We start from the raw sequence: 25,150 nt of genomic DNA on the forward strand, positions 1-25,150 counted from the left end.
TCAACTTGAGCCTTGTGGCGCCCCAAATGTGGGAGCGGGCTTGCTAGCGAATACGGAGTGTCAGTCAGTGAATAGGGCGACTGATGTATTGCATTCGCGAGCAAGCCCGCTCCCACATTCAGCCTGCGTTGAAACTTAATAGCCGGGGTGTATCTACATCCCACAAGACTCCAGGATCAAGTACAGGCACCTCCCTCAAGGCGGCATCCGCAAACAACGATCTGGCCCCTCGGTCGCCGACCAAAGCCAGCAAACCTGGGCCAAACGCACGGTCAAACGCCACAGGATGTCCATATTCCCCCGCCTGTACGGGGACGCTGATGGCACCCTCCTCCAGCGCATCAATCACCCGTTCGATACTCGATGACTGAATAAACGGCATATCCCCCAACACCACCAGCCACCCATCCGCTGCACCGCTGGCCTTGACCGCCGCCGCAATGCTGTCGCCCATACCGCTCGAATCCAGCAGTACAACCTGACAGCCATAAGCCTCTGCCAGGCGGATAACCTCCCCGCGCTCCGGCGACGTCACTAGCCAGCGCGTTACAACACGCTCAGGCAAGTTGCGCAACACCTGCTCGATGACCGGCCGGCTAACACCATCCAGCCCCACACACGCGGCGAGCAATTTGTCTTGATCAGCTCCAGCTTCGGCACGAAAACGACTGCCCTGCCCCGCCGCCAGCACAATCGCCGTCACCGTCACTCGGCCACCACTGCCATCGGTTTTTTCTGCATCGGTGCCACCCCGTTTTTGATCGCAACAATTTCCGCCATCAGCGATAGCGCAATTTCCGCCGGCGTATGGCTGCCGATGTGCAGGCCGATCGGCCCGTGCAAGCGCGCAATGGCCTCCGCCGACAGGCCCAGCGCGGCCAGGTTCTCCCGACGCTTCTGGGTATTGACCCGCGAACCCAGGGCGCCGATATAGAACGCCGTGGAGTTCAACGCCGTCAGCAACGCCATGTCATCCAGACGTGGATCGTGGGTCAGGCAAACAATAGCCGTGCGTTCATCGGTATGAATATTCAACACCGCTTCGTCGGGCATGCCCGGCACAAAGCGGCCATGCTGGTCTTCCCAGCCGTAAACGAACTCTTCGCGGGGGTCGCAGATCAGCACTTCGAAATCCAGCAGACGTGCCATTTCCGCTACGTAGCGCGACAGCTGCCCGGCGCCGATCAACAGCAGGCGCCAGCGCGGGCCATAGATGGCGCGCAAGCGTTCGCCGTCGAAGCTCACCACGTCGGTCTTGCTGGCGGCGCTCAAGATCACTTCGCCGGTGGCCAGGTTCAGCTCGCGAGCGACAATCTGGTGATCTTCACAACGCGCCAGCAGCGCTTGGACCCAACCCCACTCCTCCACGCGCTCCTCGGTGAGCCTCAGGGTGCCGCCGCAGGGCAGGCCAAAACGCGCCGCCTCGTCGCGAGTGACGCCGTAGGTCACCAACTGCACGGGCGGGCCGTCAGCAGGCAAGCGGCCGTCTTGCAGGCGCGCGATCAAGTCATCCTCGATGCAACCGCCCGACACCGAGCCAATCACCACACCATCACCGCGCAGGGCCAGCATTGCGCCTGGCGGGCGCGGCGCGCTGCCCCAGGTTTGCACCACGCTGTACAACATCACGCGCTGCCCGGCGCGGCGCCATTGCAGCACGCTGCGCAGGACGTTCAGATCCACACTGTCCATCAGGCCTCCGGTAAGTACTGTCGCGCTCACTGTAAACCAAAAATATCCGTTGCATCCCGCCAGAAATGCAAACGCCCCGAACCAGTCGGGGCGTTTGCGGATAGCGTTGGCGTCAGTTCACGCCAGCAGCCACTTACTTGACGACAGGCGCCGGGCCTTCTGCCACGCCCAGGTCATCGAGCTCGCGGGTTTCGGAAATACCGGTACCTCCAGACGCCAGTTCGCTTTGCAGCTTGTCGGTGTCCAGTTCCTTGACCCACTTGGCCACAACGATGGTGGCAACTGCGTTACCCACCAGGTTGGTCAGGGCACGGGCTTCGGACATGAAGCGGTCGATACCCAGGATCAGCGCCAGGCCGGCAACCGGCAAGTGGCCGACAGCCGACAGGGTGGCGGCCAGTACGATGAAGCCCGAACCGGTCACGCCAGCCGCGCCTTTGGACGACAGCAGCAACACCAGCAGCAGAGTGATCTGGTGGGTGATGTCCATGTGGGTGTCGGTCGCCTGGGCGATGAACACGGCCGCCATGGTCAGGTAGATCGAAGTACCGTCGAGGTTGAAGGAGTAACCGGTTGGAATCACCAGGCCGACCACGGACTTCTTCGCGCCCAGGCGTTCCATCTTGATCAGCATACGCGGCAGTGCGGATTCCGACGACGAGGTGCCCAGTACGATCAGCAGTTCTTCACGGATGTAGCGGATCAGCTTCAACACGCTGAAACCGTGAGCGCGGCAGATAGCGCCCAGCACCAGCACCACGAACAGGATGCAGGTGATGTAGAAGCAGATCATCAACTGGCCCAACTGCACCAGGGAACCGACACCGTAGGCGCCAATGGTGAATGCCATCGCACCCAGGGCACCGATTGGCGCGAGCTTCATGATCATGTTGATGATGTTGAACATCACATGGGCGAAGCGATCGATGAAGTCCAGCACGGGCTTGCCGTAGGCACCCAGGCGATGCAGGGCGAAACCGAAAATCACCGAGAACATCAGCACTTGCAGGATGTCGCCGTTGGCGAAGGCGCCGACGATGGTGTTCGGGATGACGTTGAGGATAAAGCCGACGATGCTCTGGTCTTTACCAGCGGTGACGTAGGCCGCCACTTTGGAAGCATCCAGGGTCGCGACGTCGATGTGCATGCCGGCGCCCGGCTGCACCACGTTGACCACGACCAGGCCAATCAGCAGGGCGATGGTGGAAACAATTTCGAAGTACAGCAGCGCGTAGCCGCCGGTCTTGCCCACCGACTTCATGCTTTGCATGCCGGCGATGCCGCTGACCACGGTACAGAAAATGATCGGGGCGATGACCATTTTGATCAGCTTGATAAAGCCGTCACCCAGTGGCTTGAGGGCCACGCCGGTCTGTGGGTAGAAGTGGCCGAGCAAGATACCGATAACGATTGCAACGATCACCTGGAAATACAGGGATTTGTAGATTGGCTGACGAGTCGTCATTGCAAAGTTCCTCAATCGTCCCGTGTGGCAAATATCCGCCATTGCCCACGGCACTTGAATTGCGAACCCTCCTGCACTGGAGGGATTTGTTGTTTGCGAAGCCTGTAGGAGCAAGCCTGCGCTGTAATCCTTATCGCAAACAGCGTGCCACTTTGCTTAAACGCGCTGAAGGCCTTTAGACATCAGGGCTTGGGGTTCACGGGCGACTCCGGAGAATGCAACAGGGTGGCGGATTTCCGCCCACTCATCCTGTCTCGTCCTACAATTTGGCGGATATCCGCCTTGTCGCCCCGCCGGGTGATGGCTACCATCCGCCCCTCCATGGATGAGGCCCTTGCATGCGTGAACGTACCATCGCCAGCCATTACGCCCGAGCGGCCCTCGGCGGTGCGCGCCGGGCCGGTTTTGACTACTCGGGGGTATTGCAGCAGGTGGGCATCACCCCGGAACTGCTGACCGAACCCCGCGCACGCATCGCTCCAGAGCAATTTACCCGCTTGCTGCAAATGCTCTGGCTGGGGTTGGATGACGAATACCTGGGGTTTGCCGAAGGGCCGAGCAAACGCGGCACTTTCGCCATGATGTGCCACGCGCTGATCCATTGCCGCACGCTGGAGAAGGCGCTGGAGCGCGGCTTATTGTTTTATAGCCTGTTCCCCCAAGGCCCACGCTGGCAACTGACCAAAGAAGGCGACATGGCGCGCCTGAGCCTGGAAGACTCACAGCTATGGGACCCGGACCACTTCCTCAGTGAATGCCTGCTGGTGATCTGGCATCGCCTGGGCAGTTGGTTGATCGGCCAGCGTATCCGGCTGCAGCAGGCCACCTTCAGTTACCCGATGCCGGCCCATGCCGGTGAATACGACCTGCTGTTCCCCTGCCCCCAGGTGTTCGGCGCGCCGACCAGCAGCCTGGTGTTTCCCAGCCGCTACCTGAGCCTGCCGCTGTTGCAGGACGAACGCACCCTCAAGCACTTCTTGCAGCGCTCGCCTGCCGACTTGCTGTCGCGGCCGGATGAAGGCGACAGCCTGAGCAGCCAGTTGCGTCGCTTGCTGAGCCGCGACCGCACGCCCTGGCCAGACCTGGAAGCCGTTGCCCAGCACCTGCACATCAGCCCACAGACCCTGCGTCGCCACCTGCGCGAAGAAGGCACGAGTTTTCAGGCATTGAAGGATGAGCTACGCCGGGATATCGCCATTTACCACCTGGGGCGGGCGGATTTGTCTTTGCAGGAGATCGCCGAGCAGTTGGGGTTTTCCGAACCGTCGGCGTTTCATCGGGCGTTCAAGAAGTGGACGGGGCTGACGCCGGGGGCCTACAGAGCGCAGGAGAGTTAGAGGTGTATTGCCTGCGATGAGGCCAGTGCAGATCACAAGGCAGGAAAGTGAATCCTGAACGCCGCCCCACCCAGCGCTGAATCCCCCAACGTCAACCGCGCGTGATAGCTTTCGATGATGTCCTTGACCACCGCCAGCCCGATCCCCTGCCCCGGGTGCTGGCGATCTAGCCGTTCGCCGCGTTGCAGGATCCGTGCGCGCTGGTCCGGTGGTACGCCGGGGCCGTCGTCTTCGATACACAGCTCAATGCCATCGAGGTTTTCCACCAGGCTGATACGCACTTGCTTGAGGCACAGCCGATAGGCGTTTTCCAGCAGGTTGCCGAGCATTTCGAGCAACGCGCCCTTCTCGATGGGTACCTCGCAGGCCTGCGGCAAATCAAAGGTCACGGTGACCCGCTTGTCGCGATAAACCTTTTCCAATGTATCGCACAGGCTTTGCACCACCGGCTCCAGGCGGACCTGGTGGCGCACCAGGCCACTTTTACGCAGACTGGCACGCTGCAACTGGTAACCGATCTGCTGGCTCATGCGTTCGATCTGCGATTGCAGCACCCACGCCTGACTACGTTCTTCGGGGCGCTGGGCCATGTCTTCGCTCACGCCCTGCAACACCGCCAGTGGCGTTTTCAGGCTGTGAGCCAAGTCATCGAGGGAGTCGCGGTAGCGCGCACGCTGTTCGCGCTCGCTGTGCAGCAAGCGGTTCAGGGAGCCGGTCAGGCGCAGCAGTTCGCGGGGGTGTTCTTCGCTGAGGCTTTCGCGGGTACCGCCTTCGATCTGGTCGAGTTCATGGCTCAGGCGTCGCAGGGCTTGCAGGCCCCAGGTCAGGCCCAGCCACAACAGCGTCAACAACACCAGCAAGGCCGCGCCGAACCCGAGGTAGAGGTTCTCGCGCAGGCCTTCGAGGGTCAGTTGGTATTCGCGTACCGGCTGCAGGGCGACAATGCTGAACGCCGCGCTCTTGCCTCCCAGCAGCCGGACCTCGACGTCATACACGAAGAATTCCTGGCCATTGGCCTCGCGAATGCGCGCAAACTCGTTGCCGCGCCCGTCGTAGCGCGGTTTGTAGTTGATGTTTTCTTCCTGGGTCGCCCGCGAGCGCCATACCAGATGGCCTTCACGGTCGTAGATATAGCCCAACAGCCGACTGTCGGTGAGGTTGAAACGCTCATCGGGCAACTGCGCCGGCATCAGCAGGCGGTTATTGTCGACCCGCGCCGCGGAAATCAGGGTGGTCACATCCGACGCCAGGCGCTGTTCGATGGAATCCTGCAGCGCCAGGCTGAACGCGCCTTGCATGGCCGGCAACAAGCCGAGCATAAACAGCACGGCCAGGGTGGCGGCCGCCAGCATCAGGCGCACACGTAGCGAACGAATCAACGGCAGCGCTCATTGAACAGGTAGCCCAGGCCACGCACGGTATCGATTGGCTTGAACCCGGCCGGGCCTTCCAGCTTGCGGCGCAGGCGGCCGACCAGCACTTCGATCACGTTTGGATCGCGCTCGTCGTCATCCGGGTACAGTTGCTCCATCAAACGGTCTTTGGCGACCACTTGCTGATGATGACGCATCAAGTATTCGAGGATCCGATACTCGTAGGCGGTCAGTGCCAGGGGTTGCTCGTCCAGGGAGGCTTGCTTGCGGTTGAGGTCTAGCAGCAGCGGCCCGGCAACAATAGTCGATTGAGTAAAACCGCTGGAGCGACGCAGCAAGGCGTTCATGCGCGCCTCCAGCTCTTCGAACTGGAACGGCTTGACCACGTAGTCGTCGGCCCCGGCCGCCAAGCCTTCAACCTTGTCCTGCCAGTTGCCGCGAGCGGTGAGGATCAGGATCGGGAAGGTCTTGGTCTGGGTGCGCAACTGGCGAATCAGGTCCAGGCCGCCCATGCCGGGCAGGCCAAGGTCGATGATCGCCAGGTCATGGTTGAATTGGCCGGTCTGGTACAGGGCTTCTTCGGCATTGGCCACGGCTTCGACCACATGCCCGCTGTCGGTCAGGCGGGTAAACAGGTGATGACGCAGCAGCGCCTCATCTTCCACCACCAGCAATTTCATAAGGTTCTCCACTGCAATTCAACTAGCCGACAGGGGGATATCATAGCGGCCCTGCAGCTCTTGGGGGCGCAGTTTTATGCCATTGTAGTGGCCGGTCAGGTGCGCGTAGCCGCTGCGATAGTCGTGTTGCGCAGGGGTAGCGCCCAGGGCCTGGCCCCACGGCGCAGCCTGAGTGCCAGCGTCTTCGAAGCTGACACGATGGATCAGGTTGCTGGATTTCTTGGTTTTCTCGCTGCCAAAGGCCGCAAAGGCGCCATCGGACGCCTGCACGCCGGCAGTGGCGCCAAGCATGGTCAAGGCCAACATCAGCTTTTTGATCGCAGTCATGGTGGTTACCTCATACGCGTTTGGGCTGTGGGGTCCAGACTACGCAGGCGCCCCTGAACTCCCCCTGAACAGGCTCTGAACCGCAGCTGAACCGCACCGGGCTATCCACTGGCCCGCCAACTCGGCAAAATACCGCGCATGACGCCCCTACCCGCTTGCTGCACCCCACTCGATGATCATTGGCCGTTGCCGGTTTCTTTGCCGGGCACGGTGTTTTTGAGCACGCGATTCGACCCGGCTTTATTGAGCCCGGGCGATTTCCAGCGCTGCGATGTGCCACCGCCAGCTAGCATCCAGCGCTCGGTCGCCAAGCGCCAGGCGGAATTTCTCGCCGGCCGCCTGTGCGCGCGCGAAGCGCTGCAACGACTCGATCATCTGCGCTGCGTCCCGGCCATCGGCGAAGACCGCGCCCCGGTCTGGCCAGGGCATATCAGTGGCTCCATCACCCACAGCACCGGGCACGCTGCGGCGATTGTCGGGCACAAGGCGCGATGGCGCGGGCTGGGCATGGACCTGGAGCATCTGCTGTCACTGGAGCGGGCCGAACGCCTGGCCGGGGAAATCCTGACGGCCGATGAATTACAGCGCATGGCCGCCCTGCCCCGGGAGCAACACGCCTTGCTGGTGACGCTGACGTTTTCAGTGAAGGAAAGCCTGTTCAAGGCGCTCTATCCGATCGTGCACAAGCGCTTTTATTTCGAGCATGCCGAGGTGCTGGAGTGGTCAGCGGCTGGGAGGGTGCGGTTGCGGTTGCTGACCGATCTTTCGCAAGAGTGGGGCCATGGCAAAGAGCTGGAAGGGCAGTTTGTGGTGCAAGGGGAGCAGTTGTTGAGCCTGGTGGCTATCAGCGCCTGGTAGACCACCATCGCGGGCACGCCCGGCTCCCACATTGGGAATGCATTCACCTGTGGGAACTGGCTTGCCTGCGATAGCGGTTTCAGGGTTTATTCTGATCCCTGGGCCAGCTCAGGCTGAAACACGCCCCACCCAGGTTGTTGCTCTTGCTGATCAGCGCCCGCCCGCCGTGCCAATAGATAATCCGCCGCACGATCGACAAGCCCAGGCCATGCCCGCCAGAGGCGCGGGTACGGCTGTCATCCAGGCGCAGGAACGGCGTGAAGATCCGCTCCCAGGCGCTTTCCGGCACGCCGGGGCCGTCGTCTTCCACATCGATGCGGCAGCGTACCTGCCCCACCTGATAACTGATCAACACTTGGCCTTTGGCGTGGCGCATGGCATTGCTCACCAGGTTTTGCAGGGCGCGGTGCAGGTAGCGCGGTTCAGCGTCGACCCAGGCGTCATCCCAATGCGCCGATGACAGGCAAATACCCCGGGTGACGGTGACCTGGGGGCGCAATGGCGATAATTCGCCAATCACCTGGTCGAGCAATGCATCAAGGTCCACGCGTTGGAAATTCAGTTCCGGCGCACCCTGTTCCAAGCGGGCATAAGTGAGCATCTCATCCACCAGGCCATCAAGGTCCTGGATATCGCCATCCATACCCTCCAGGTACTTGCGCCGCGCTTCGGGCGTGGCGGCGTCACCGATCATCTCCAGGCCAAAACGCAGGCGCGCGACGGGTGTGCGCAGCTCGTGGGAGACCGCGCGCACCAGTTCGCGCTGAATCGCCAGCAATTGCTGCAAGTGCTCGGCCATACCATTGAAGGCTGCCGCCAGGCGCCCGACCGAGTCTGCACCGCGAGCGGGTACGCGCACTTCCAGGTTGCCCTTGGCGATACGCGTAGCCGCCGCCTCCAGGCCTTTGAGCCGGCGCTCAAGTTGACGCACCAGCAAATAGACGATCAAGCCGATCAAAGTCAGGCCGATCAAGGTGATCAGGATCAGCCATTGCGCCGGGTACGGATTCATCTGGTACAGCGGGCCGATCTCCAGTACCCACGGGGTGCCGACCATGCCGGCAAACACGCGAATCGAATCGCCGCCCTTGCCCAGCGCCATCACCGTATCGCCCTCCGCCACGCGACGACGCTGGTCGTCGTCCATGTCGGCCTGGTCAAGGGCCATCAGGTGCATTTCAAAACCAAAACCCTTGGCGTGTTTGATGTCGGCCAGGCGCTGGGGCTGTTCGGCCACCGGGAAGCGCACCAGTTCGTCGGCCAGCAGGTAAATGGTTGCGCGGGCCAATTGCTCGCTGATCTGCTGCACTTCGCCGGTAAGCACCAATTGCTCTTGCTCGCTGACCAACCGCAGCACCCGCGCCGCATGAGGCCCGGTCTGTTCCACCAGGACCTGGCCGCGTTGCAGGCGGTTGCGCTGGCCAAGGTCCAATTGCGCATCGGTGAACGTGCGCAGTTCCAGCGGAATACCGAGCAAACGCTCCCACACCGCCAAGGCGCGCTGTCGTTCAATGGCGCTCATGGGCTGCAGGTTATCGCCCATCAACGCAAAAGTGCCGTGGGCCAGGCGCTCACGGTACTGGCCGCTGCGCACGTCATTAAGCAGGTGCAGTGCCAGGGCGCCGAGCAACGCCACCAGGATCAGCGCCGCGCACATGCCGCCGTAGATGCGCAGGAAGATCGAGTTCACAGCGGCATATCGGCAGCAGCTTCGGGGACGAACAGGTAGCCTTTGCTGCGAATGGTCTTGATCAGGCGTGGGTGGATCGGATCGTCGCCGATCTTTGGCCGAATGCGCGAGATACGCACATCAATGGAGCGATCCTGGCCGTCATAACCAATACCGCGCAGAGCTATGAAGATTTCTTCGCGGGACAGAATGCGTCCGGCGTTTGCAACCAGCAGCCACAACAGGTCGAATTCAGCGCTGGTCAGTTCGATGCTGCCCTCATGCAACCAGGCTTCGCGCAAGGCATTGTCCACCACCAACGGACCAAACTGGAGGCGGCGCTGGTTTTCCACTGCAACGGGCAACACCGGTTCGCTGCGGCGCAGCAGCGCCTGGATACGTGCCAGCAACAAACGCGGGCGCACGGGTTTGCACACATAATCGTCGGCGCCCATGTCCAAGCCCTGCACCTGGTCCATGTCGTCGGTGCGCGCGGTGAGCATCAGGATCACGCCGTCATAACGCTCGCGCACCTTGCGGCAGATGCTCAGGCCGTCTTCGCCGGGCAGCATCAGGTCGAGGATCACCAGGTCGGGCTGTTCGGCGATGATGCGCGCCGTGGCCTTGGCACCATCGCTTTCCACCGACACACGCAGGCCGTTGCTTTCCAGGTACTCACGGGTCAACTCGGCGAGTCGCTCGTCGTCCTCGACGATCAGTATCTGCCAGGCTTCTTGCTCCATGCATTGTCCTCGTTTTTATAAGAAGTTCTTCTGGCCGACACAATCGAATGTGAAATACGGTCGGTGTGGAGCTGGCTTGCCTGCGATGAGGGTGGGTCAGCGCGCCTGTTGGTGGCCGATACACCGCCATCGCAGGCAAGCCAGCTCCCACCTATTGATCTTCCGCAGGCATAGCCTGTTTGTCATGTTTTGAAGGCATAACAAAGGCCGATTGTAGCCATGCAACGGCCCTTGAACACAAGCCGCGAAATCCATTCGGTCATGGCGATTTTTTGTGGTAGGGTTCGCGCCCTCAAAATTCCCGCCGGCAGTTTCTAGCCGGGAATATTCGGTGACAAACGGTGTAATCCAGTAGTAATGCGGCCTACACGGGTGTTCCATGATTCATACACATTTTACCCACAGCGTTATCCACAGGTAGTGCGTTGCTAAGCCCCCGAAAACGCATTATCTTGTACCTCGGCGCTAAAAAAACCCTACATGTAGGGTTTTCAGCGAAAAGACCAAACACAGATCAGACAAGAAACTCAAGCGCTTTCTTGCTCGTGCTTGGTTGAACCAAAGCATTTTTTGAAAGCCCAAACCGCGCACGCGGATGGCAACCGTTTTCCAGCCCGATTGGCAGAAAACGGTACGGGTGTTGCAGGGCTTGAATGGGGCCACTGTCACCCACCAGGAATACGGCTAAGGGCTCCCCGGCCCCGAACCAAAGACTTCGGCATGGAAGCGGCGCGATGAGCTCCCTTCCTCCTGTCCCGAAGTTGTTATGCCAGGCCCAGGCCTGCTGTAAGTGCTTCAGGACGGAACGGTGGGCACCGTGATGGTGCCCAAATAAATATAGAATGTGGAGACACCCCCTCATGCAAACCGACACAACTCGCGAGAACCCGCAGGGCTCCGTGCCGCAGGCCGCTGATTCGAATCTGGATCTGTCCGCCACTGCACCTGGCCAACTGCGTGTGATCAAGCGTAACGGCACTGTCGTTCCTTATACCGATGACAAAATCACCGTCGCCATCACCAAAGCGTTTCTTGCAGTTGAAGGCGGCACCGCTGCCGCTTCGTCGCGCATCCACGACACCGTTGCCCGTCTGACCGAACAGGTCACCGCGACCTTCAAGCGTCGCATGCCATCGGGCGGCACTATCCACATCGAAGAAATCCAGGACCAGGTCGAACTGGCCCTGATGCGTGCCGGCGAGCAGAAAGTGGCCCGCGACTACGTGATCTACCGTGATTCGCGCGCCAAGGAACGTGCCGTACGTTCCCCGGCCGAAGAAGCCGCCGTACAAGCGCACCCGTCGATCCGCATCACCCTGGCCGACGGCAGCTTCGCACCGCTGGACCTGGGCCGCCTGAACACCATCATCACCGAGGCCTGCGAAGGCCTGGAAGAAGTCGACGGTGACCTGATCCAGCGCGAAACCCTGAAGAACCTGTACGACGGCGTCGCCCTGACCGACGTCAACACCGCCCTGGTGATGACCGCCCGTACCCTGGTCGAGCGTGAGCCGAACTACTCGTTCGTGACCGCGCGCCTGTTGATGGACACCCTGCGTGCCGAAGGCCTGGGCTTCCTGAAAGTCGCCGACAGCGCCACTCACCACGAGATGGCCGACCTGTACGCCAAGGCCCTGCCGGCCTATATCGCCAAAGGTATCGAATTCGAATTGCTGAACCCGATCCTGGCCACCTTCGACCTGGAAAAACTCGGCAAGGCAATCAACCACGAGCGCGATCAGCAGTTCACCTACCTGGGCCTGCAAACCCTGTACGACCGTTACTTCATCCACAAGGACGGCATCCGCTTCGAACTGCCGCAAGTGTTCTTCATGCGCGTGGCCATGGGCCTGGCGATCGAAGAGAAGAACAAGGAAGACCGCGCGATCGAGTTCTACAACCTGCTGTCGTCCTTCGACTACATGTCGTCGACTCCGACCCTGTTCAACGCCGGTACCCTGCGTCCTCAGCTGTCGAGCTGCTACCTGACCACCGTGCCGGATGACCTGTCGGGCATCTACCACGCGATCCACGACAACGCCATGTTGTCCAAATTCGCCGGCGGCCTGGGCAACGACTGGACACCGGTGCGCGCACTGGGTTCGTACATCAAGGGCACCAACGGCAAGTCCCAGGGCGTCGTACCGTTCCTGAAAGTGGTGAACGACACCGCCGTCGCCGTGAACCAGGGTGGCAAGCGCAAAGGCGCTGTATGTGCCTACCTGGAAACCTGGCACATGGACATTGAAGAGTTCATCGAGCTGCGCAAGAACACCGGTGATGACCGTCGTCGTACCCACGACATGAACACCGCCAACTGGATCCCTGACCTGTTCATGAAGCGCGTCTTCGATGACGGCAAGTGGACACTGTTCTCGCCATCCGAAGTGCCGGACCTGCACGACCTGACCGGCAAAGCCTTCGAAGAGCGCTACGAGTACTACGAAGCCCTCACCGAGTACCCAGGCAAGGTCAAGCTGTTCAAGACCATCCAGGCCAAAGACCTGTGGCGCAAAATGCTGTCCATGCTGTTCGAAACCGGCCACCCATGGTTGACCTTCAAGGACCCATGCAACCTGCGCAGCCCGCAGCAGCACGTGGGCGTGGTCCACAGCTCGAACCTGTGCACCGAGATCACCTTGAACACCAACAAGGACGAGATCGCCGTTTGCAACCTGGGCTCGATCAACCTGCCGAACCACATCGTCAACGGCAAGCTGGACACCGTAAAGCTTGCACGCACCGTCAACACCGCCGTACGCATGCTCGATAACGTGATCGACATCAACTACTACTCGGTGCCACAGGCGCAGAACTCCAACTTCAAGCACCGTCCGGTTGGCCTGGGGATCATGGGCTTCCAGGACGCGCTGTACCTGCAGCACATCCCTTACGGTTCCGATGCAGCAGTCGAGTTCGCCGACAAGTCCATGGAAGCGGTCAGCTACTACGCGATCCAGGCTTCCTGCGACCTGGCCGACGAGCGCGGCGCCTACGAGACGTTCCAGGGTTCGCTGTGGTCCAAGGGCATCCTGCCGCTGGATTCGCAACAGATCCTGATCGAAGCCCGTGGCCAGAAGTACATCGACGTCGACCTGAACGAAACCCTGGACTGGGCGCCGGTACGTGCCCGTGTGCAGAAAGGTATTCGTAACTCCAACATCATGGCCATCGCACCGACCGCCACCATCGCCAACATCACTGGCGTGTCGCAGTCGATCGAACCGACCTACCAGAACCTGTATGTGAAATCGAACCTGTCGGGCGAATTCACCGTGATCAACCCGTACCTGGTTCGCGACCTGAAGGCCCGTGGCCTGTGGGACTCGGTCATGATCAACGACCTGAAGTACTACGACGGTTCCGTGCAGCAGATCGAACGCATCCCGCAAGAACTCAAAGAGCTCTACGCGACCGCTTTCGAAGTGGACACCAAGTGGATCGTTGACGCCGCCAGCCGTCGTCAGAAGTGGATCGACCAGGCCCAGTCCCTGAACCTGTACATCGCCGGCGCCTCGGGTAAGAAGCTGGACGTGACCTACCGCATGGCGTGGTACCGTGGCCTGAAAACCACTTACTATCTCCGTGCCCTGGCTGCGACCAGCACCGAGAAGTCGACCATCAATACCGGCAAGCTGAACGCAGTGTCCAGCGGCAACCACGGTGATGACTCGGTACTCGCAGCACCCGCCGGCCCAGCACCGGTGCCAAAAGCCTGCGCGATTGACGAGCCGGATTGCGAAGCTTGCCAATAAGCTGAGCCAGTCCGGGGATATTGTCCCCCTGGATTGAAAAAGCCCGATAGACCCCGACTGCATAGGGTTTATCGGGCTTTTTGCTGACTGCCTTAGAGAAACGCGTACGCAATACCCTGCTTTGGCGCGCCACCTCGGCGCCCCCACAACTCCACGCGCCCGTCGATGACCGCCATCGAATGGCGATCGTAGGCCACGACGCCGAGCTTGCCGCTCGCCAGCTCACTGCTTGAGGACTGCCTGTAAAGCCCTTTCAAACCCAGGCGATCCAATGCTTCGCGGGGCATTTCGCCGTTGTTCAAACTTTGCATCGCATGGGCGAAGCTTCTTTTTGATTGGCTAGGGTTGTCGTCCAGGCCATTCCCTTCCATCTGTGCCCGCTTGGCGCTCGCTGCAAACATGAAGTTGGCATCGGTCAGCATGCCCGGATTGTCACCCTTGAACTGCGCATACCTGGCCGCCTGCTTTAATTCATCCTTGGATAGATTAAGTTCGAAGCCGTCGCGCATCTTCACGTGATAACCGTCTGCCGTCTCTTTTACCTCCTTGAACACATCAGTGGGTTTCTGACCAAACTTCATCATTGCGCCCTTTATCGCTGAAACCGTGACGCAATTGCCATCGGGGCCCTGGCTGAATCCACTCCAGATGTTGTCCGGCTTTTTCCCTGGGTTACTTTGATCAGGCTTGTAGTTGAAGTGCTTGGAGCCTTCCGTAATCGGCAGATTACTCATGGGCTCGCTGGGCCCAAAATTACCGGGGCTTGGCCTGCCACCACCGCCCCCACCGCCCCCACCTGGCGACGGGCCAGGAGAAGGCGGCGAAGGTGTGGGTGATGTATCGTCCGTTTCCGGAAACCATTCTTTCATCAGGCGCCGCAGCATCTCCAGCCAGGAGACGTCTGCCTTCTCCATCAACTCCTGCATGATCTCCTTGAACTTTTCATCACCCAGTTCTTCGCGCTTCTCGTTCAACTTGTCACGAAGGTCCTGGACGGTTTGGCTCTTGGATGTTTTCTCGGCATCTCTCAACTCATTGAGCAGTTGCCTCACTGATTCTGCATCAGAGGACTTGCCTCCCCCGGGTTCATCCGACTGACTTTTGCGTCTGTATAGACCGGCGCTGTAGTTATTCAGAACAAACCAATGGCTGCCTGCTGGCATCCCTTCCCACTGCTTGTAGATCGCCATGCCACTCTCCCGATGGTCCATGGGCGACATGCGCCCGTGTCCCGTGCGTGGCGCAAGGGGCGTTGGGCGTTCCAGCAGCAAGGCGAGATGAAACAGGCAGTAAACTAGCAACGCGCGCGCACAAAAAAGCCCCTCGATTGAGGGGCCTTTTTGTGTGCAGGTATTTTTTGAGCAGGGGTATCAGGTCATCTGAATGATGGTCTGCATGATGGTGCTTTGGGTGGAGATGGTCTTGGCGTTCGCCTGGTAGTTGCTCTGGGCCTTGATCAGGTCCACCAGTTCGTTGGTCAGGTTAACGTTGGAGTTCTCCAGGGAGTTGGCCACGATCGAACCCAGGGTGCCGGCTTGCGGGTTGTCATAACCCGGCTGGCCCGAGGCGAAGGTCTCTTTCCAGGTGGTCGCACCGGCTGGCTGCAGGCCCTGCTCGTTGTTGAAGCTGGCCAGGGAGATCTGGCCGATGGCCTTGCTCTGCTGGTTGCTGAAGGTGGCGAACAGGACGCCGCTGCCGTCGATTTTCAGGCCGGTGATCTGGCCGGTGGCATAGCCGTCGGTGACCGGAGGGTTACGGTAGGTAGCCGAGTTGTACTGGGTAATGTTGGCCATGTTGATGGCGATGCCGCCCGGGTTGGCATCCGCACCGTTAGCCTTCCACACGCCGTCAGTCACCTTGCCTGGAACCCACCCGGCAACGGTCAGGGTCTTGTCGGACACACCATTGGTGACGACAGTAGTCAGATTGCCAGCGCCATCGAAGGTCAATGTCGACGGCACGGGTGGCGTCGAAGGGGTGCCAGTCGGGGCCGAACCATCAGGGTTGCGACCGTCAATCAGGGTATAGGCATTCCACTTGTTGCCGTCGGTTTTCACCAGGTACTGCACCATCGGGTGCGCGTTCCCCTGAGAGTCGTACAAGGTGGTGCTGTATTGGGTGGTGAAGGTCTCGGTCTTGGTCGGGTCAAACGGCTTGGCCGCCTGGTCAATCACCGGCTCCGAGGAATTCAGGTTACTGGTGGAGTCGACCTTGGTGGATGCCTTGGGCGGCAGATTCGCCAGGTTCAGTTGCAGATCGACCAAGCCGCCCTTGGTGATCTTGCCATTATCGTCCGCGGCATATCCTTGCAGGCGCGAAGTGCCGGTGTTGTTGGTGATGTAGCCGTCCTTGTCCGCACGGAACGCACCACTACGGGTGTACTCCAGCGAACCGTCGCTGCCCTTCTGCACGAAGAAGCCACCGCCCTGAATCGCCATGTCGAGGATGCCGCCGCTACCGTTGACGTCGCCCTGGGTGAACTGCTGGGACACCGCCGCCAGGTTCACACCGTTGCCGATGCTGTTCTGGCCGGTGCCCAGCTTGGAAGCCGCGTAGATATCGGCGAATTCCGCACGGGATGACTTGAAGCCAGTGGTCGCGACGTTGGCGATATTGTTGCCGGTCACGTCCAGTTGTTTGTTGGCCGCATAGAGGCCGCTAAGGCCGATATTAAAAGACATGTTTCTCTCCTTCTGCCGTATTTAGCCGGCTCTATGTACCGATAGTCTGAATTTGCGACAGCTTGACGCTGCCCATGCCGCCTGCAAGGTTGAGCAGCATTTCGCCGCCAGTCTTGCTCAGGGTCACACTGGTGACCGTGGCGGGCAGCGAAGTGGCCAAGGCCACTGCGTCGCCTTTGTCGTTCTTGGTGGTGGCGTTGAAGGTGTAGGTGCCAGCTGGGGCGACCTCGCCCTTGTCGTTCTTGCCGTCCCAGATAAAGCTTTGGGTGCCGGCACTCTGGGCGCCCATGTCAACGGTGCGCACCACATTGCCGTCTTTGTCGGTGATCTTGACGGAGACATTGCCCACCGCCGAGGTCACTGCCACCGAACCGGTCATGCTCTTGCTGGTATCCACCATGGCCTTGTCGGTCTGGATGATGATCGAACGCCCCACCAGCGACGAAGCCTGCAGCGCCTGCGAGGAGCTGAAGTTGCTGGAGATGTTGTTCACCGAGTCATTCAGGGTGTTGATGCCTTCCAGGCTGCTGAACTGGGCAAGCTGCGCGACGAACGCGCCGTTGTCCTGAGGCGACAGCGGGTTCTGGTTTTTCAGTTGAGTGACGAGCAGTTGCAGGAACGCATCCTTGCCCAGCGACTGGTTGCCCGTCGCCGTCTTGGAAGCGTCACTGACGCTGCTGTTATTCGTCGCGGTCTTGACCTTGGAATTGAAAAGGTCCTGAACCGCCGTGTTGTTAGACGTATCAACGATGGCCATTATTTGGCGCCTCTTATCACTGACCCAGGGTCAGAACCTTCTGCATCATGGTTTTGGCGGTGTTCATCATTTCCGCGTTGGTCTGGAACGAGCGACTGGCGGAGATCATGTCAGCCATTTCCTCGACCACGTTGACGTTGGGGTAGTAGACGTAACCCTTTTCGTTCGCGGCCGGATGGTTGGGCTCGTAACGGGCCTCCAGGTTGCTCTGGTCTTCGACCACGCCCAACACCTGCACGCCTGAGCCGGCGGCGTCCTGGTTCTGGAACAACGAATCGCTGCCGTTTGCCTGACCACCCTGGAACATGGTGGCAAACACCGGATGGCGGGCGCGATACGTCTGGTCAATGCTCGACGAGACAGTCTCGGCGTTGGCGATGTTACTGGCGACGGTGTTCAAACGCGTGGTCTGCGCGCTCATGCCACTGCCGGCAATATTGAAAACACTGGACAGAGACATGGCTTACTCTCCACGCAGGGCTGACATCAGCCCTTTGAATTTGCTGTTGAGCAGGGTGAAGCTGGCCTGGAAGTTCACCGAGTTTTCGGCGTAGTTCGATTGCTCCAGCTGGGCGTCGACGGTGTTCTGGTCGATCGACGGCTGCATCGGCGTGCGATACAGCAGCGACTCGTCACCCTTGCTCAGGCCTTGCGCTTCGATATGACGGCTGTTGGTCATGTTCAAGGCGAAGGTGCCGTTCTTGGTCTTGTCCTGCTGTGCGGCGAGCACGGCGGAGAAGTCCAGGTCCCGAGCCTTGTAGTTCGGGGTGTCGGCGTTGGCAATATTGTTGGCCAGGACTTCGGCACGCTGGGCGCGGAAGCCCAGGGCTTGTTCGTGGATACCGAGCGCTTTATCGAAGCTGATGCTCATGGCGGAAACCTTTAGGCTGACCTGCTGTTCGTTAGCAGGGTTATAGCAAGGTGCATGCCAATCTTGCGGGAGCCCCTATATCAAGGGTTTGGAGGGGAGTTGCCGGCGGCTATGCCAGAAAAGCGGCAAGCGATTTCCGCGTAGCGCCATTAAAGCGGCAATGGGCAGTTGCCGCTTTACGCCAGCTTGCCGAGAAAAAAATGTGGGAGCTGGCTTGCCTGCGATGGCGGAGTACCTGCCGACCAATTCATCGACTGACACAACGCCATCGCGGGCAAGCCCGGCTCCCACAGTTTTATTGCATACCCCAGGCTACTTGGCCTGGTAGATGATCCCCGGGCTGCATTGCACCATCTGGAAGTGATCCGGCAGCCCATTGAGCGCCTCGGAAGCACCGAGGAACAGATAACCTCCGCGCTTGAGCGTGCCGTGGATGCGCAACAGGATGTCCTTCTTCACTTCAGCCGAGAAATAGATCAGCACGTTGCGGCAGAACACCATGTCGAACTTGCCCAGGCTGGCGTAGCTGTCGAGCAGGTTGAAAGAGCGAAATTCGACGCGGTTCTTGATCGGCGCCTTGATCGCCCAACGCCCTGCCCCTTTGGGGTCGAAGTAGCGTTGCAGGCGTTCCTGGGACAAACCTCGGCCCAGGGCCAGGCTGTCGTACTCACCGGTCTTGCAGTTGGTGAGCATGGTGCCGGACAGGTCCGTGGCCACAATTTGCGCACCGGCTTTCAACTGGCCCATGTTGGTCCGCTCGAACTCATCGATGGACATCGAGATCGAGTACGGCTCCTGCCCCGAAGAACAGGCCGCCGACCAGATACGCAGGCGCTGGCCCGGGCTGGCCTTGATGGCTTCGGGCAACACTTTGTTCTTGAGCACTTCAAAGGGATAGGTATCGCGAAACCATAAGGTTTCGTTGGTGGTCATGGCATCGACCACCATTTCCTTGAGCCCACTGCGCGGCTGCCCCTGGATCCGCTGGACCAACTCACCCAGGGACTTGATGCCCTGCTGTTCCATCAGCTTGTTGAGACGGCTGGATACCAGGTACTGCTTGTTTTCACCGAGCAATATGCCACAGGCTTTTTCCAGGAAGACCCGGAACTGTTCGAAATCCAAATTACCCGTAGACAATGATGCCGCCTCTTAAATCGTGTGACCGCCGGGGGACATCCCCTAGCCGTGATCTGCTGCCTTGATCCGGTCGACTACCCGGGATGCGAGGTCATCAGGACGGAATTTGGCCAGAAAGTCATCCGCACCAACCTTCTTGACCATTGCCTGATTGAATACCCCCGACAACGAAGTATGCAGGATGATATGCAATTTTTGCATGCGTGGATCGTTACGTATCTCGGCCGTGAGCGTATAGCCATCCATTTCCGGCATCTCGATGTCAGAGATCATCATCAAGAATTCTTCTTCGGGCTTCTTGCCTTCGTCCGCCAGCTTGCGCAGGTAATCCAAGGCTTGGCGTCCGTCATTGAGGGCCACCACCTCCACCCCGACGGTTTGCAGGCAACGCGTGACCTGCTTGCGCGCCACCGAAGAGTCGTCCACGGTCAACACGCGCAGCGAAACCGCCTTGTGTGCCGTTTCGGCATCCACCACTCCGACGGAGATGGTTTCCGAGGTGGGGGCCACTTCGGCGAGGATCTTCTCCACGTCGATGATTTCCACCAACTGGTTATCGACCCGCGTCACCGCCGTCAGGTAGTGATCGCGCCCCGTGCCCTTGGGCGGCGGATGGATCTCTTCCCAGTTCATATTGACGATGCGCTCCACCGAGCGCACGAGGAAACCCTGGGTCTTGGTGTTGTACTCGGTGATGATCACGAAAGGGTTCTGGCGGTCTTGCAAACCCGCGGCCCCCGTGGCCATGGCCAGGTCAAGAATCGGAATGGTCGCGCCCCGGATGTTGGCCACGCCACACACCACCGGACTGGACTTGGGCATGATCGTCAACTTGGGACATTGCAGCACTTCACGCACTTTAAACACGTTGATGCCATACAACTGATTGCCATCCAGGCGGAAAAGCAACAACTCCAGGCGATTCTGCCCTACCAGCTGTGTGCGCTGGTTTACTGAATCCATTACACCTGCCATGCCCAGACTCCTAAATCCTAGGGGTACGACGCGTACCCAACACTAAACGGCACGAGCTTTGCTATTTACTGAGTATGGATATTAAAACGACAGTTTCCCGACACCCTGGCCGCTCACGCTACCGCAGACTGCTCTGCGCCGCGATGGCGCTGCTTGTCTCGGGCCTGGGCGTCACGGCCCGCGCCGACAACGTTACCCTGCCTGATCTACTTATCGGCGTCACCCAAGGCTTTCTTGAGTTCACTGTAGAAGATTATCTGGCGACCACCCAGACGCCGGGGCGTTATGAAATTCAGGTCAACCAGTTGGACCCACGTTTGCGCATGCCAATGTGCGACAAGGAATTGACAGCCACCCTGGAAAGCCCCGCCCAGCCTATCGGCCGTGTGACCGTGAAGGTGCGCTGTGAGGGCGCCTCGCCCTGGACGGTATTTGTGCCGGCGCAGGTCAAGCTGTTTCGCGACGTAGTGGTAGTGGCGCGGCCATTGAAGCGCACCGGCATCATCGGCTACGACGATGTGGCGCTGCGCGAGAGGGACATCAGCTTGATCAACCAGGGCTACCTGACGTCGCTGGACCAGGCCATCGGGCAGAAACTCACCCGGCCAGTGGTCACCGACCAAGTCCTCACGCTGGTTCATCTGGAACAGGCCGAGGTGATTCGCAAGGGTGACCAGGTGGTAATTTCCGCCAGCAGCGGCGGCCTGAACGTCAGGATGCCGGGCGAGGCGTTGTCCAACGGCGGCATGAGCGAACAGATCCGTGTCAAGAACCTCAACTCCAATCGCGTGATCAAGGCGCGGGTCACGGCGCCAGGCCAAGTCGAGGTGGCGCTATAGATGACTGGAATCAAATGCCAGCTTTTCCTACACTGTGTGCTGGATATTGAGCCGAACAGGTTTATTGTCAATCGAGCCTAAAGTTTGCCCGGGTATGGCCGAAAACATGGCAAGCGTCCAAATACCCAGAGGTTTTTCAACATGGTCATTGATTTCAGTCGTTTGAATAACACCCCGGCCTTGCCCGGCAATACGCGCACCGGCGGTGCCAAGGACAGCGTAGAAGCCAAGCCGCAGCCCTTGCCTGCCAAAGCAGAGCAGGCCGCCGCCAGCCAGAGTGGGGAATCGGTACACCTGAGCAATGAGGCTCAACAGTTGCAGAAGGTCACTGACTCGCTGCGCGATCAACCCGTCGTCAATAAAGCCCGCGTGGCCGAGTTGAAACAGGCTATCGCCGATGGCAGCTATAAAGTCGACAGCAACCGTGTAGCCAGCAAGCTGCTCAACTTCGAAGCCGAGCGCTAGGCAAAGGCCTGCGCAGGGCTTTTGGACGCTTAAAACCCAAGGCCAGCCATGCACCACGACGAACATTTGCTCCAACTGATCATTGATGATCTGGCGCCGACGCAACAATTGCTCGAGCTGCTCAAGGAAGAATCCCTGGCCTTGTACGGCCGGGATATGCCCTTGCTGGAAGAAATCCTGGCGCGCAAACAGTCCCTGATTGTCTTGCTCGAACAGCACGGCAAGAAACGCAGCGAGATTCTGATCAGCCTGGGCCTGCCTGCCGACCACGATGGCCTGGCACAACTGGCCAGCCACTCCTCAGTCGGCGATCAACTGCTGGCACAAAGCAAAGAACTCAATCATTTGCTCGCCCAGTGCCAGGAAGCCAACCTGCTCAACGGTCAGTCGATCCAGCTTCAGCAAGCCACCACCGCCAATCAGTTGCGCATATTGCACGGCGGAGAACCTCCGGCTCTGTATAACGCCCAAGGCTCCACCTCACGCCTGATCAAACCAAGCACCCGCAGCCAAGCCTGACGCCGGTTTACAGCGCGACCTATCCAAGGCGCGCTACATACTGGCAAAATGCCGGTTCTTGCGTGTAGTCGTATTTTGCCTGGAGATGGAAGACCGTGTTCAACGCCCTTAATGCGGAAGATGCACCGCAGCCACCCAAGGTGCTCACCACGCCTCTGGAAATCGCCAGCACGTTGCGGATGCTGCAAGAAAGCCATGACCCGCTGATCATCACTTTCCACGAACGCAGCCAGCGGTTCCAGAGCTACCTGGTGGACATTGACCGCGACAGCAAGACGCTGGTACTGGACGAAATGATTCCCCGTGACGGTGAACGCTATCTTGAGAATGGCGAAGCCTTCCGTATCGAAGGTTTCCATGAGGGCGTGCGGGTTGCCTGGGAAAGCAACGGCACCTTGACCATCAGCGAAAAAGGCGGCCACCGCATCTATAGCGGCAGCCTGCCCGGCGAAGTGGTTTACCATCAACGACGCAATGCCTTCCGCGCCGCACTCAAGCTTGCGCAGCTGGTGGACATTCAGTTGGGTGGCGAGAAGCTCAAGGCACCTATCAGCGGTAAGCTGCTGGATATCTCGGCAACCGGCTGCAAATTGCGCTTTGAAGGCGATATCTCCGAACGTCTGCAGTTGGGCCAGGTCTATGATCGCTTTATTGCTGCCCTGCCCTTCGGCAGCATGACCACTTCCGTGGAACTGCGCTACCTGCACTTCGAAGACAAGATCAACACCACCTTTGCCGGCGTGCGCTTTCACAACATGAGTGGTTTGGTGCAGCGACAAGTGGAACGCTTTGTCTACCAATTGCAGCGAGAAGCTCGGCGCTTCGATAAAGACGACGATCTTTAAGCGTTAGACGCTGAGATAAAGAAACGGGCAGATCCTGATGGGATCTGCCCGTTTTTTCGTTCAGGGGCGCGCCCTGCTTAAGTCATGGGGATGTTCGTCCGGGTCTGGTGGCTCGTGCGGTTCTTCGCTCGTTGGCTCCTCGGTATCAGGGACGGGCTCTGGGTCAGGAACAGTGACTTGCATCTGCTCCTGCACCACCTGCTCATCCACCCGCGGGTCAAGGGCAGCCACCAAAGGCGAACTGGACATGCTGTCGGGCATCGCCACGTGATGCAGTGGTGCGTCGTCGACCTGATGCAGGTTGGTTACCGCCTTGGGTCGAATGCGCCACACCAGGATCAGCGCACACAGGCTGAAAAACGCGTAGAGCATCTGGCTGCCGAATAGCTTCATCACCACACCGGCCAACAGCGGCCCCACGCTGGCGCCGATCCCGTAAGTAACGAGCAACATGGCCGTCAGTGACACCCGGCGATCGCCTTCCACATGGTCGTTGGAAAAGGCCACCGCCAAGGGGTAAAGGCAGAACTGCACCAGCGAACAGAAGAAGCCCGCCACGAACAACACCTCCAACGGTACCTGCGTCATGATGGCCAACGGTAAGGCCGTTATCGCCAGGCACAAGGCAAAGCAGCGAATCAGCAGCGCGCGGTCATAGCGGTCCGACAACCAGCCCAGTGGCCACTGCACGACCAATCCAGCAAAAATGCAGCTACCCATGAACAAGCCGACTTGCTCAGTCGTCAGGCCCTGCTGAGAGGCGTAGAGCGGCGCCAAGCCGTAGAACGAACCGACGATCAACCCAGCGCCCAACACGGTGCTGAGCGATTGCGGCACGCGCTTGATAAAGAAGCGCGGCTCCATCGGAGCCGGGTGCAGTGGGGCCGGGTGAATGCGTCGGGTCATCGCCACAGGGACCAGGCACAGCGCAAAGCACAGCGCCACGAGCATCAACAGTTCAAGCCCGAGATGGGGGTGCATGACCAGGATCAATTGGCCCAGCACCAACCCAAGGTAGGACGCAATCATGTAACCGCTGAACACTACGCCGCGCTGCTTGGCGTCTGCCTGCTCATTGAGCCAACTCTCGATGACCATGTACTGGCACATCATCCCCAGGCCCACGATCATCCGCAGCACAATCCAGGCTGGCAGCCAATCAATCAAACCGTGACCCAGCACTGCTGCGCCGACGATCCCGGCGCAGGTAGCGTAGGCACGAATATGCCCGACCCGGGCAATCAAGCGGTGCCCGAGCTTGCCGCCCAGCACCAAGCCAAAATAGTTGGCAGCCATCAGCGCACCCACCCACAGGCTGTCGACGTTGTCTGCTGCCAGACGCAAAGCCAGATAAGTACTAAGCAGGCCGGAGCCGATCAGCATCATCAAAGAGGCGAAATAAAGGGCTCGAAAAGATTTCCAGATCTGGCGCATCGGCGTTCCGAGCGGCTCCTTGCGGTGAGGGGTAGGGCTATCAGCATGATAGTCCGGGGCGGTTGAGTCCGGACAGACGGTAGGGTCTGTTTCCGGGGATTATTTTGTTTCACAGCTCAGACGATACGTGGGTGTCTGTGAGGTACATAACCGTGGAGATAAATACACGGCGCACCACCTGTGAACCTTGATAACACGCAAGGTTCGACTGGTATTGGGGTATCTGTACAAAAGGCGTCAATGGAACGCTGTGCAGGCTTTGGAAGTTGGCGTTCTTTTCGAGCGCTCAAAACAAAACCCCAACTGCTTTCGCAATTGGGGTTTCGGAATTTAATCTTGACGATGACCTACTCTCACATGGGGAAACCCCACACTACCATCGGCGATGCATCGTTTCACTGCTGAGTTCGGGATGGGATCAGGTGGTTCCAATGCTCTATGGTCGTCAAGAAATTCGGGTACTGAGTCGTGGCCAGTTGGCCTCGCTTCAGCAAATTGGGTATGGGATAGTTTTCGGTGTTTTGTGAGCGTCGAACTTTCGGTTCATTGCGTCTTCACACACCGCAATCTGGTCTCTCTCGAGTTCGCAAATTGCTTGGGTGTTATATGGTCAAGCCTCACGGGCAATTAGTATTGGTTAGCTCAACGCCTCACAGCGCTTACACACCCAACCTATCAACGTCGTAGTCTTCGACGGCCCTTCAGGGAACTCAACCCACCACACA

General features: G+C 59.5%; 23 protein-coding genes and 2 rRNA genes. 7 read left to right on the plus strand and 18 right to left on the minus strand.

What is annotated here, in order from left to right; translation table 11 throughout:
- Positions 1–118: 118 nt before the first annotated feature.
- The 3 genes from BMH52_RS24955 to BMH52_RS24965 form a co-directional block, all read right to left on the minus strand.
- Positions 119–709, minus strand: a complete 591-nt coding sequence (locus BMH52_RS24955) for an NTP transferase domain-containing protein (RefSeq protein WP_073845392.1) — start codon at positions 707–709, stop codon at positions 119–121.
- Complete coding sequence (locus BMH52_RS24960) at positions 706–1,692, minus strand: XdhC family protein (RefSeq protein WP_014719571.1); 987 nt, start codon at positions 1,690–1,692, stop codon at positions 706–708. The genes BMH52_RS24955 and BMH52_RS24960 overlap by 4 nt, the downstream gene beginning before the upstream one ends.
- 133 nt (positions 1,693–1,825) lie before the next feature.
- Positions 1,826–3,157 (minus strand): dicarboxylate/amino acid:cation symporter, encoded by a 1,332-nt coding sequence (locus tag BMH52_RS24965; RefSeq protein ID WP_003189258.1) that lies wholly within the window; start codon positions 3,155–3,157, stop codon positions 1,826–1,828.
- A 338-nt stretch (positions 3,158–3,495) separates the two neighbouring features.
- Between BMH52_RS24965 and BMH52_RS24970 the strand changes: the two genes are divergently transcribed.
- Positions 3,496–4,494 (plus strand): AraC family transcriptional regulator, encoded by a 999-nt coding sequence (locus BMH52_RS24970; protein ID WP_073845394.1) that lies wholly within the window; start codon positions 3,496–3,498, stop codon positions 4,492–4,494.
- Between the two features lie 32 nt (positions 4,495–4,526).
- On the opposite strand, the gene BMH52_RS24975 is transcribed toward BMH52_RS24970, so the two are convergent.
- Genes BMH52_RS24975 through BMH52_RS24985 form a run of 3 tightly spaced genes read right to left on the minus strand, consistent with a single transcriptional unit; the run spans position 4,527 to position 6,874 of the window.
- Positions 4,527–5,873, minus strand: coding sequence for an ATP-binding protein (locus BMH52_RS24975; protein ID WP_019817208.1), 1,347 nt, complete (start codon positions 5,871–5,873; stop codon positions 4,527–4,529).
- The gene (locus BMH52_RS24980) at positions 5,870–6,547 is read right to left on the minus strand and encodes a response regulator (protein ID WP_003193559.1); all 678 of its coding nucleotides are present in this window, start codon (positions 6,545–6,547) and stop codon (positions 5,870–5,872) included. The genes BMH52_RS24975 and BMH52_RS24980 overlap by 4 nt, the downstream gene beginning before the upstream one ends.
- 18 nt (positions 6,548–6,565) lie before the next feature.
- Complete coding sequence (locus BMH52_RS24985) at positions 6,566–6,874, minus strand: hypothetical protein (RefSeq protein ID WP_073845396.1); 309 nt, start codon at positions 6,872–6,874, stop codon at positions 6,566–6,568.
- A 138-nt stretch (positions 6,875–7,012) separates the two neighbouring features.
- On the opposite strand from BMH52_RS24985, the gene BMH52_RS24990 reads away from it, so the two are divergent.
- Positions 7,013–7,732 carry a 4'-phosphopantetheinyl transferase gene (locus BMH52_RS24990; protein WP_073845398.1) on the plus strand — a complete coding sequence of 240 codons (720 nt, stop codon included), beginning with the start codon at positions 7,013–7,015 and terminating at the stop codon, positions 7,730–7,732.
- 79 nt (positions 7,733–7,811) lie between these two features.
- Here BMH52_RS24990 and BMH52_RS24995 read toward each other — a convergent pair whose 3' ends face one another.
- The gene (locus tag BMH52_RS24995) at positions 7,812–9,422 is read right to left on the minus strand and encodes an ATP-binding protein (protein WP_073845400.1); all 1,611 of its coding nucleotides are present in this window, start codon (positions 9,420–9,422) and stop codon (positions 7,812–7,814) included.
- Complete coding sequence (locus tag BMH52_RS25000; RefSeq protein ID WP_060766977.1) at positions 9,419–10,144, minus strand: response regulator; 726 nt, start codon at positions 10,142–10,144, stop codon at positions 9,419–9,421. The genes BMH52_RS24995 and BMH52_RS25000 overlap by 4 nt, the downstream gene beginning before the upstream one ends.
- Before the next feature lie 860 nt (positions 10,145–11,004).
- Here BMH52_RS25000 and BMH52_RS25005 point away from each other — a divergent pair.
- Positions 11,005–13,899, plus strand: coding sequence for a ribonucleoside-diphosphate reductase subunit alpha (locus tag BMH52_RS25005; protein WP_003193565.1), 2,895 nt, complete (start codon positions 11,005–11,007; stop codon positions 13,897–13,899).
- A gap of 92 nt (positions 13,900–13,991) precedes the next feature.
- Here the strand turns inward: BMH52_RS25005 and BMH52_RS25010 are convergent, their stop codons facing one another.
- The 7 genes from BMH52_RS25010 to BMH52_RS25040 form a co-directional block, all read right to left on the minus strand.
- Positions 13,992–15,089: a hypothetical protein gene (locus tag BMH52_RS25010; RefSeq protein ID WP_177345108.1), complete on the minus strand. Its 1,098-nt coding sequence runs from the start codon at positions 15,087–15,089 to the stop codon at positions 13,992–13,994.
- Between the two features lie 180 nt (positions 15,090–15,269).
- The gene (gene flgE / locus BMH52_RS25015) at positions 15,270–16,580 is read right to left on the minus strand and encodes a flagellar hook protein FlgE (protein ID WP_014719578.1); all 1,311 of its coding nucleotides are present in this window, start codon (positions 16,578–16,580) and stop codon (positions 15,270–15,272) included.
- Positions 16,581–16,611: 31 nt separating this feature from the next.
- Positions 16,612–17,337 carry a flagellar hook assembly protein FlgD gene (gene flgD, locus BMH52_RS25020; RefSeq protein ID WP_014719579.1) on the minus strand — a complete coding sequence of 242 codons (726 nt, stop codon included), beginning with the start codon at positions 17,335–17,337 and terminating at the stop codon, positions 16,612–16,614.
- A 16-nt stretch (positions 17,338–17,353) separates the two neighbouring features.
- Entirely contained in the window at positions 17,354–17,797 is a 444-nt protein-coding gene (gene flgC, locus BMH52_RS25025) for a flagellar basal body rod protein FlgC (protein WP_014719580.1), read from the minus strand.
- Positions 17,798–17,800: 3 nt separating this feature from the next.
- Positions 17,801–18,208, minus strand: coding sequence for a flagellar basal body rod protein FlgB (gene flgB, locus BMH52_RS25030; protein ID WP_003193573.1), 408 nt, complete (start codon positions 18,206–18,208; stop codon positions 17,801–17,803).
- Between the two features lie 312 nt (positions 18,209–18,520).
- Positions 18,521–19,348, minus strand: a complete 828-nt coding sequence (cheR, locus tag BMH52_RS25035; protein WP_014719581.1) for a protein-glutamate O-methyltransferase CheR — start codon at positions 19,346–19,348, stop codon at positions 18,521–18,523.
- Positions 19,349–19,390: 42 nt separating this feature from the next.
- On the minus strand, positions 19,391–20,323 hold the full coding sequence (locus BMH52_RS25040) for a chemotaxis protein CheV (protein ID WP_003193578.1): 933 nt from the start codon (positions 20,321–20,323) through the stop codon (positions 19,391–19,393).
- Between the two features lie 74 nt (positions 20,324–20,397).
- Here BMH52_RS25040 and flgA point away from each other — a divergent pair, with 74 nt between their 5' ends.
- From flgA to BMH52_RS25060, 4 genes are all read left to right on the plus strand, one after another.
- Positions 20,398–21,162, plus strand: a complete 765-nt coding sequence (gene flgA / locus BMH52_RS25045) for a flagellar basal body P-ring formation chaperone FlgA (protein WP_073845404.1) — start codon at positions 20,398–20,400, stop codon at positions 21,160–21,162.
- Between the two features lie 141 nt (positions 21,163–21,303).
- Entirely contained in the window at positions 21,304–21,627 is a 324-nt protein-coding gene (flgM, locus tag BMH52_RS25050; RefSeq protein WP_019817214.1) for a flagellar biosynthesis anti-sigma factor FlgM, read from the plus strand.
- A gap of 48 nt (positions 21,628–21,675) precedes the next feature.
- The gene (locus tag BMH52_RS25055; protein ID WP_034128459.1) at positions 21,676–22,146 is read left to right on the plus strand and encodes a flagella synthesis protein FlgN; all 471 of its coding nucleotides are present in this window, start codon (positions 21,676–21,678) and stop codon (positions 22,144–22,146) included.
- Between the two features lie 95 nt (positions 22,147–22,241).
- Entirely contained in the window at positions 22,242–22,991 is a 750-nt protein-coding gene (locus BMH52_RS25060; protein WP_014719585.1) for a flagellar brake protein, read from the plus strand.
- 60 nt (positions 22,992–23,051) lie between these two features.
- Here BMH52_RS25060 and BMH52_RS25065 read toward each other — a convergent pair whose 3' ends face one another.
- The 3 genes from BMH52_RS25065 to BMH52_RS29430 form a co-directional block, all read right to left on the minus strand.
- On the minus strand, positions 23,052–24,425 hold the full coding sequence (locus tag BMH52_RS25065; RefSeq protein ID WP_014719586.1) for an MFS transporter: 1,374 nt from the start codon (positions 24,423–24,425) through the stop codon (positions 23,052–23,054).
- A 334-nt stretch (positions 24,426–24,759) separates the two neighbouring features.
- Positions 24,760–24,875 (minus strand): 5S ribosomal RNA (gene rrf / locus BMH52_RS25070).
- A gap of 156 nt (positions 24,876–25,031) precedes the next feature.
- Positions 25,032–25,150 (minus strand): 23S ribosomal RNA (locus BMH52_RS29430); the annotation flags it as partial.

This window comes from Pseudomonas sp. BTN1 (assembly GCF_001907715.1).
Taxonomy (GTDB): Bacteria; Pseudomonadota; Gammaproteobacteria; order Pseudomonadales; family Pseudomonadaceae; genus Aquipseudomonas; species Aquipseudomonas paracarnis.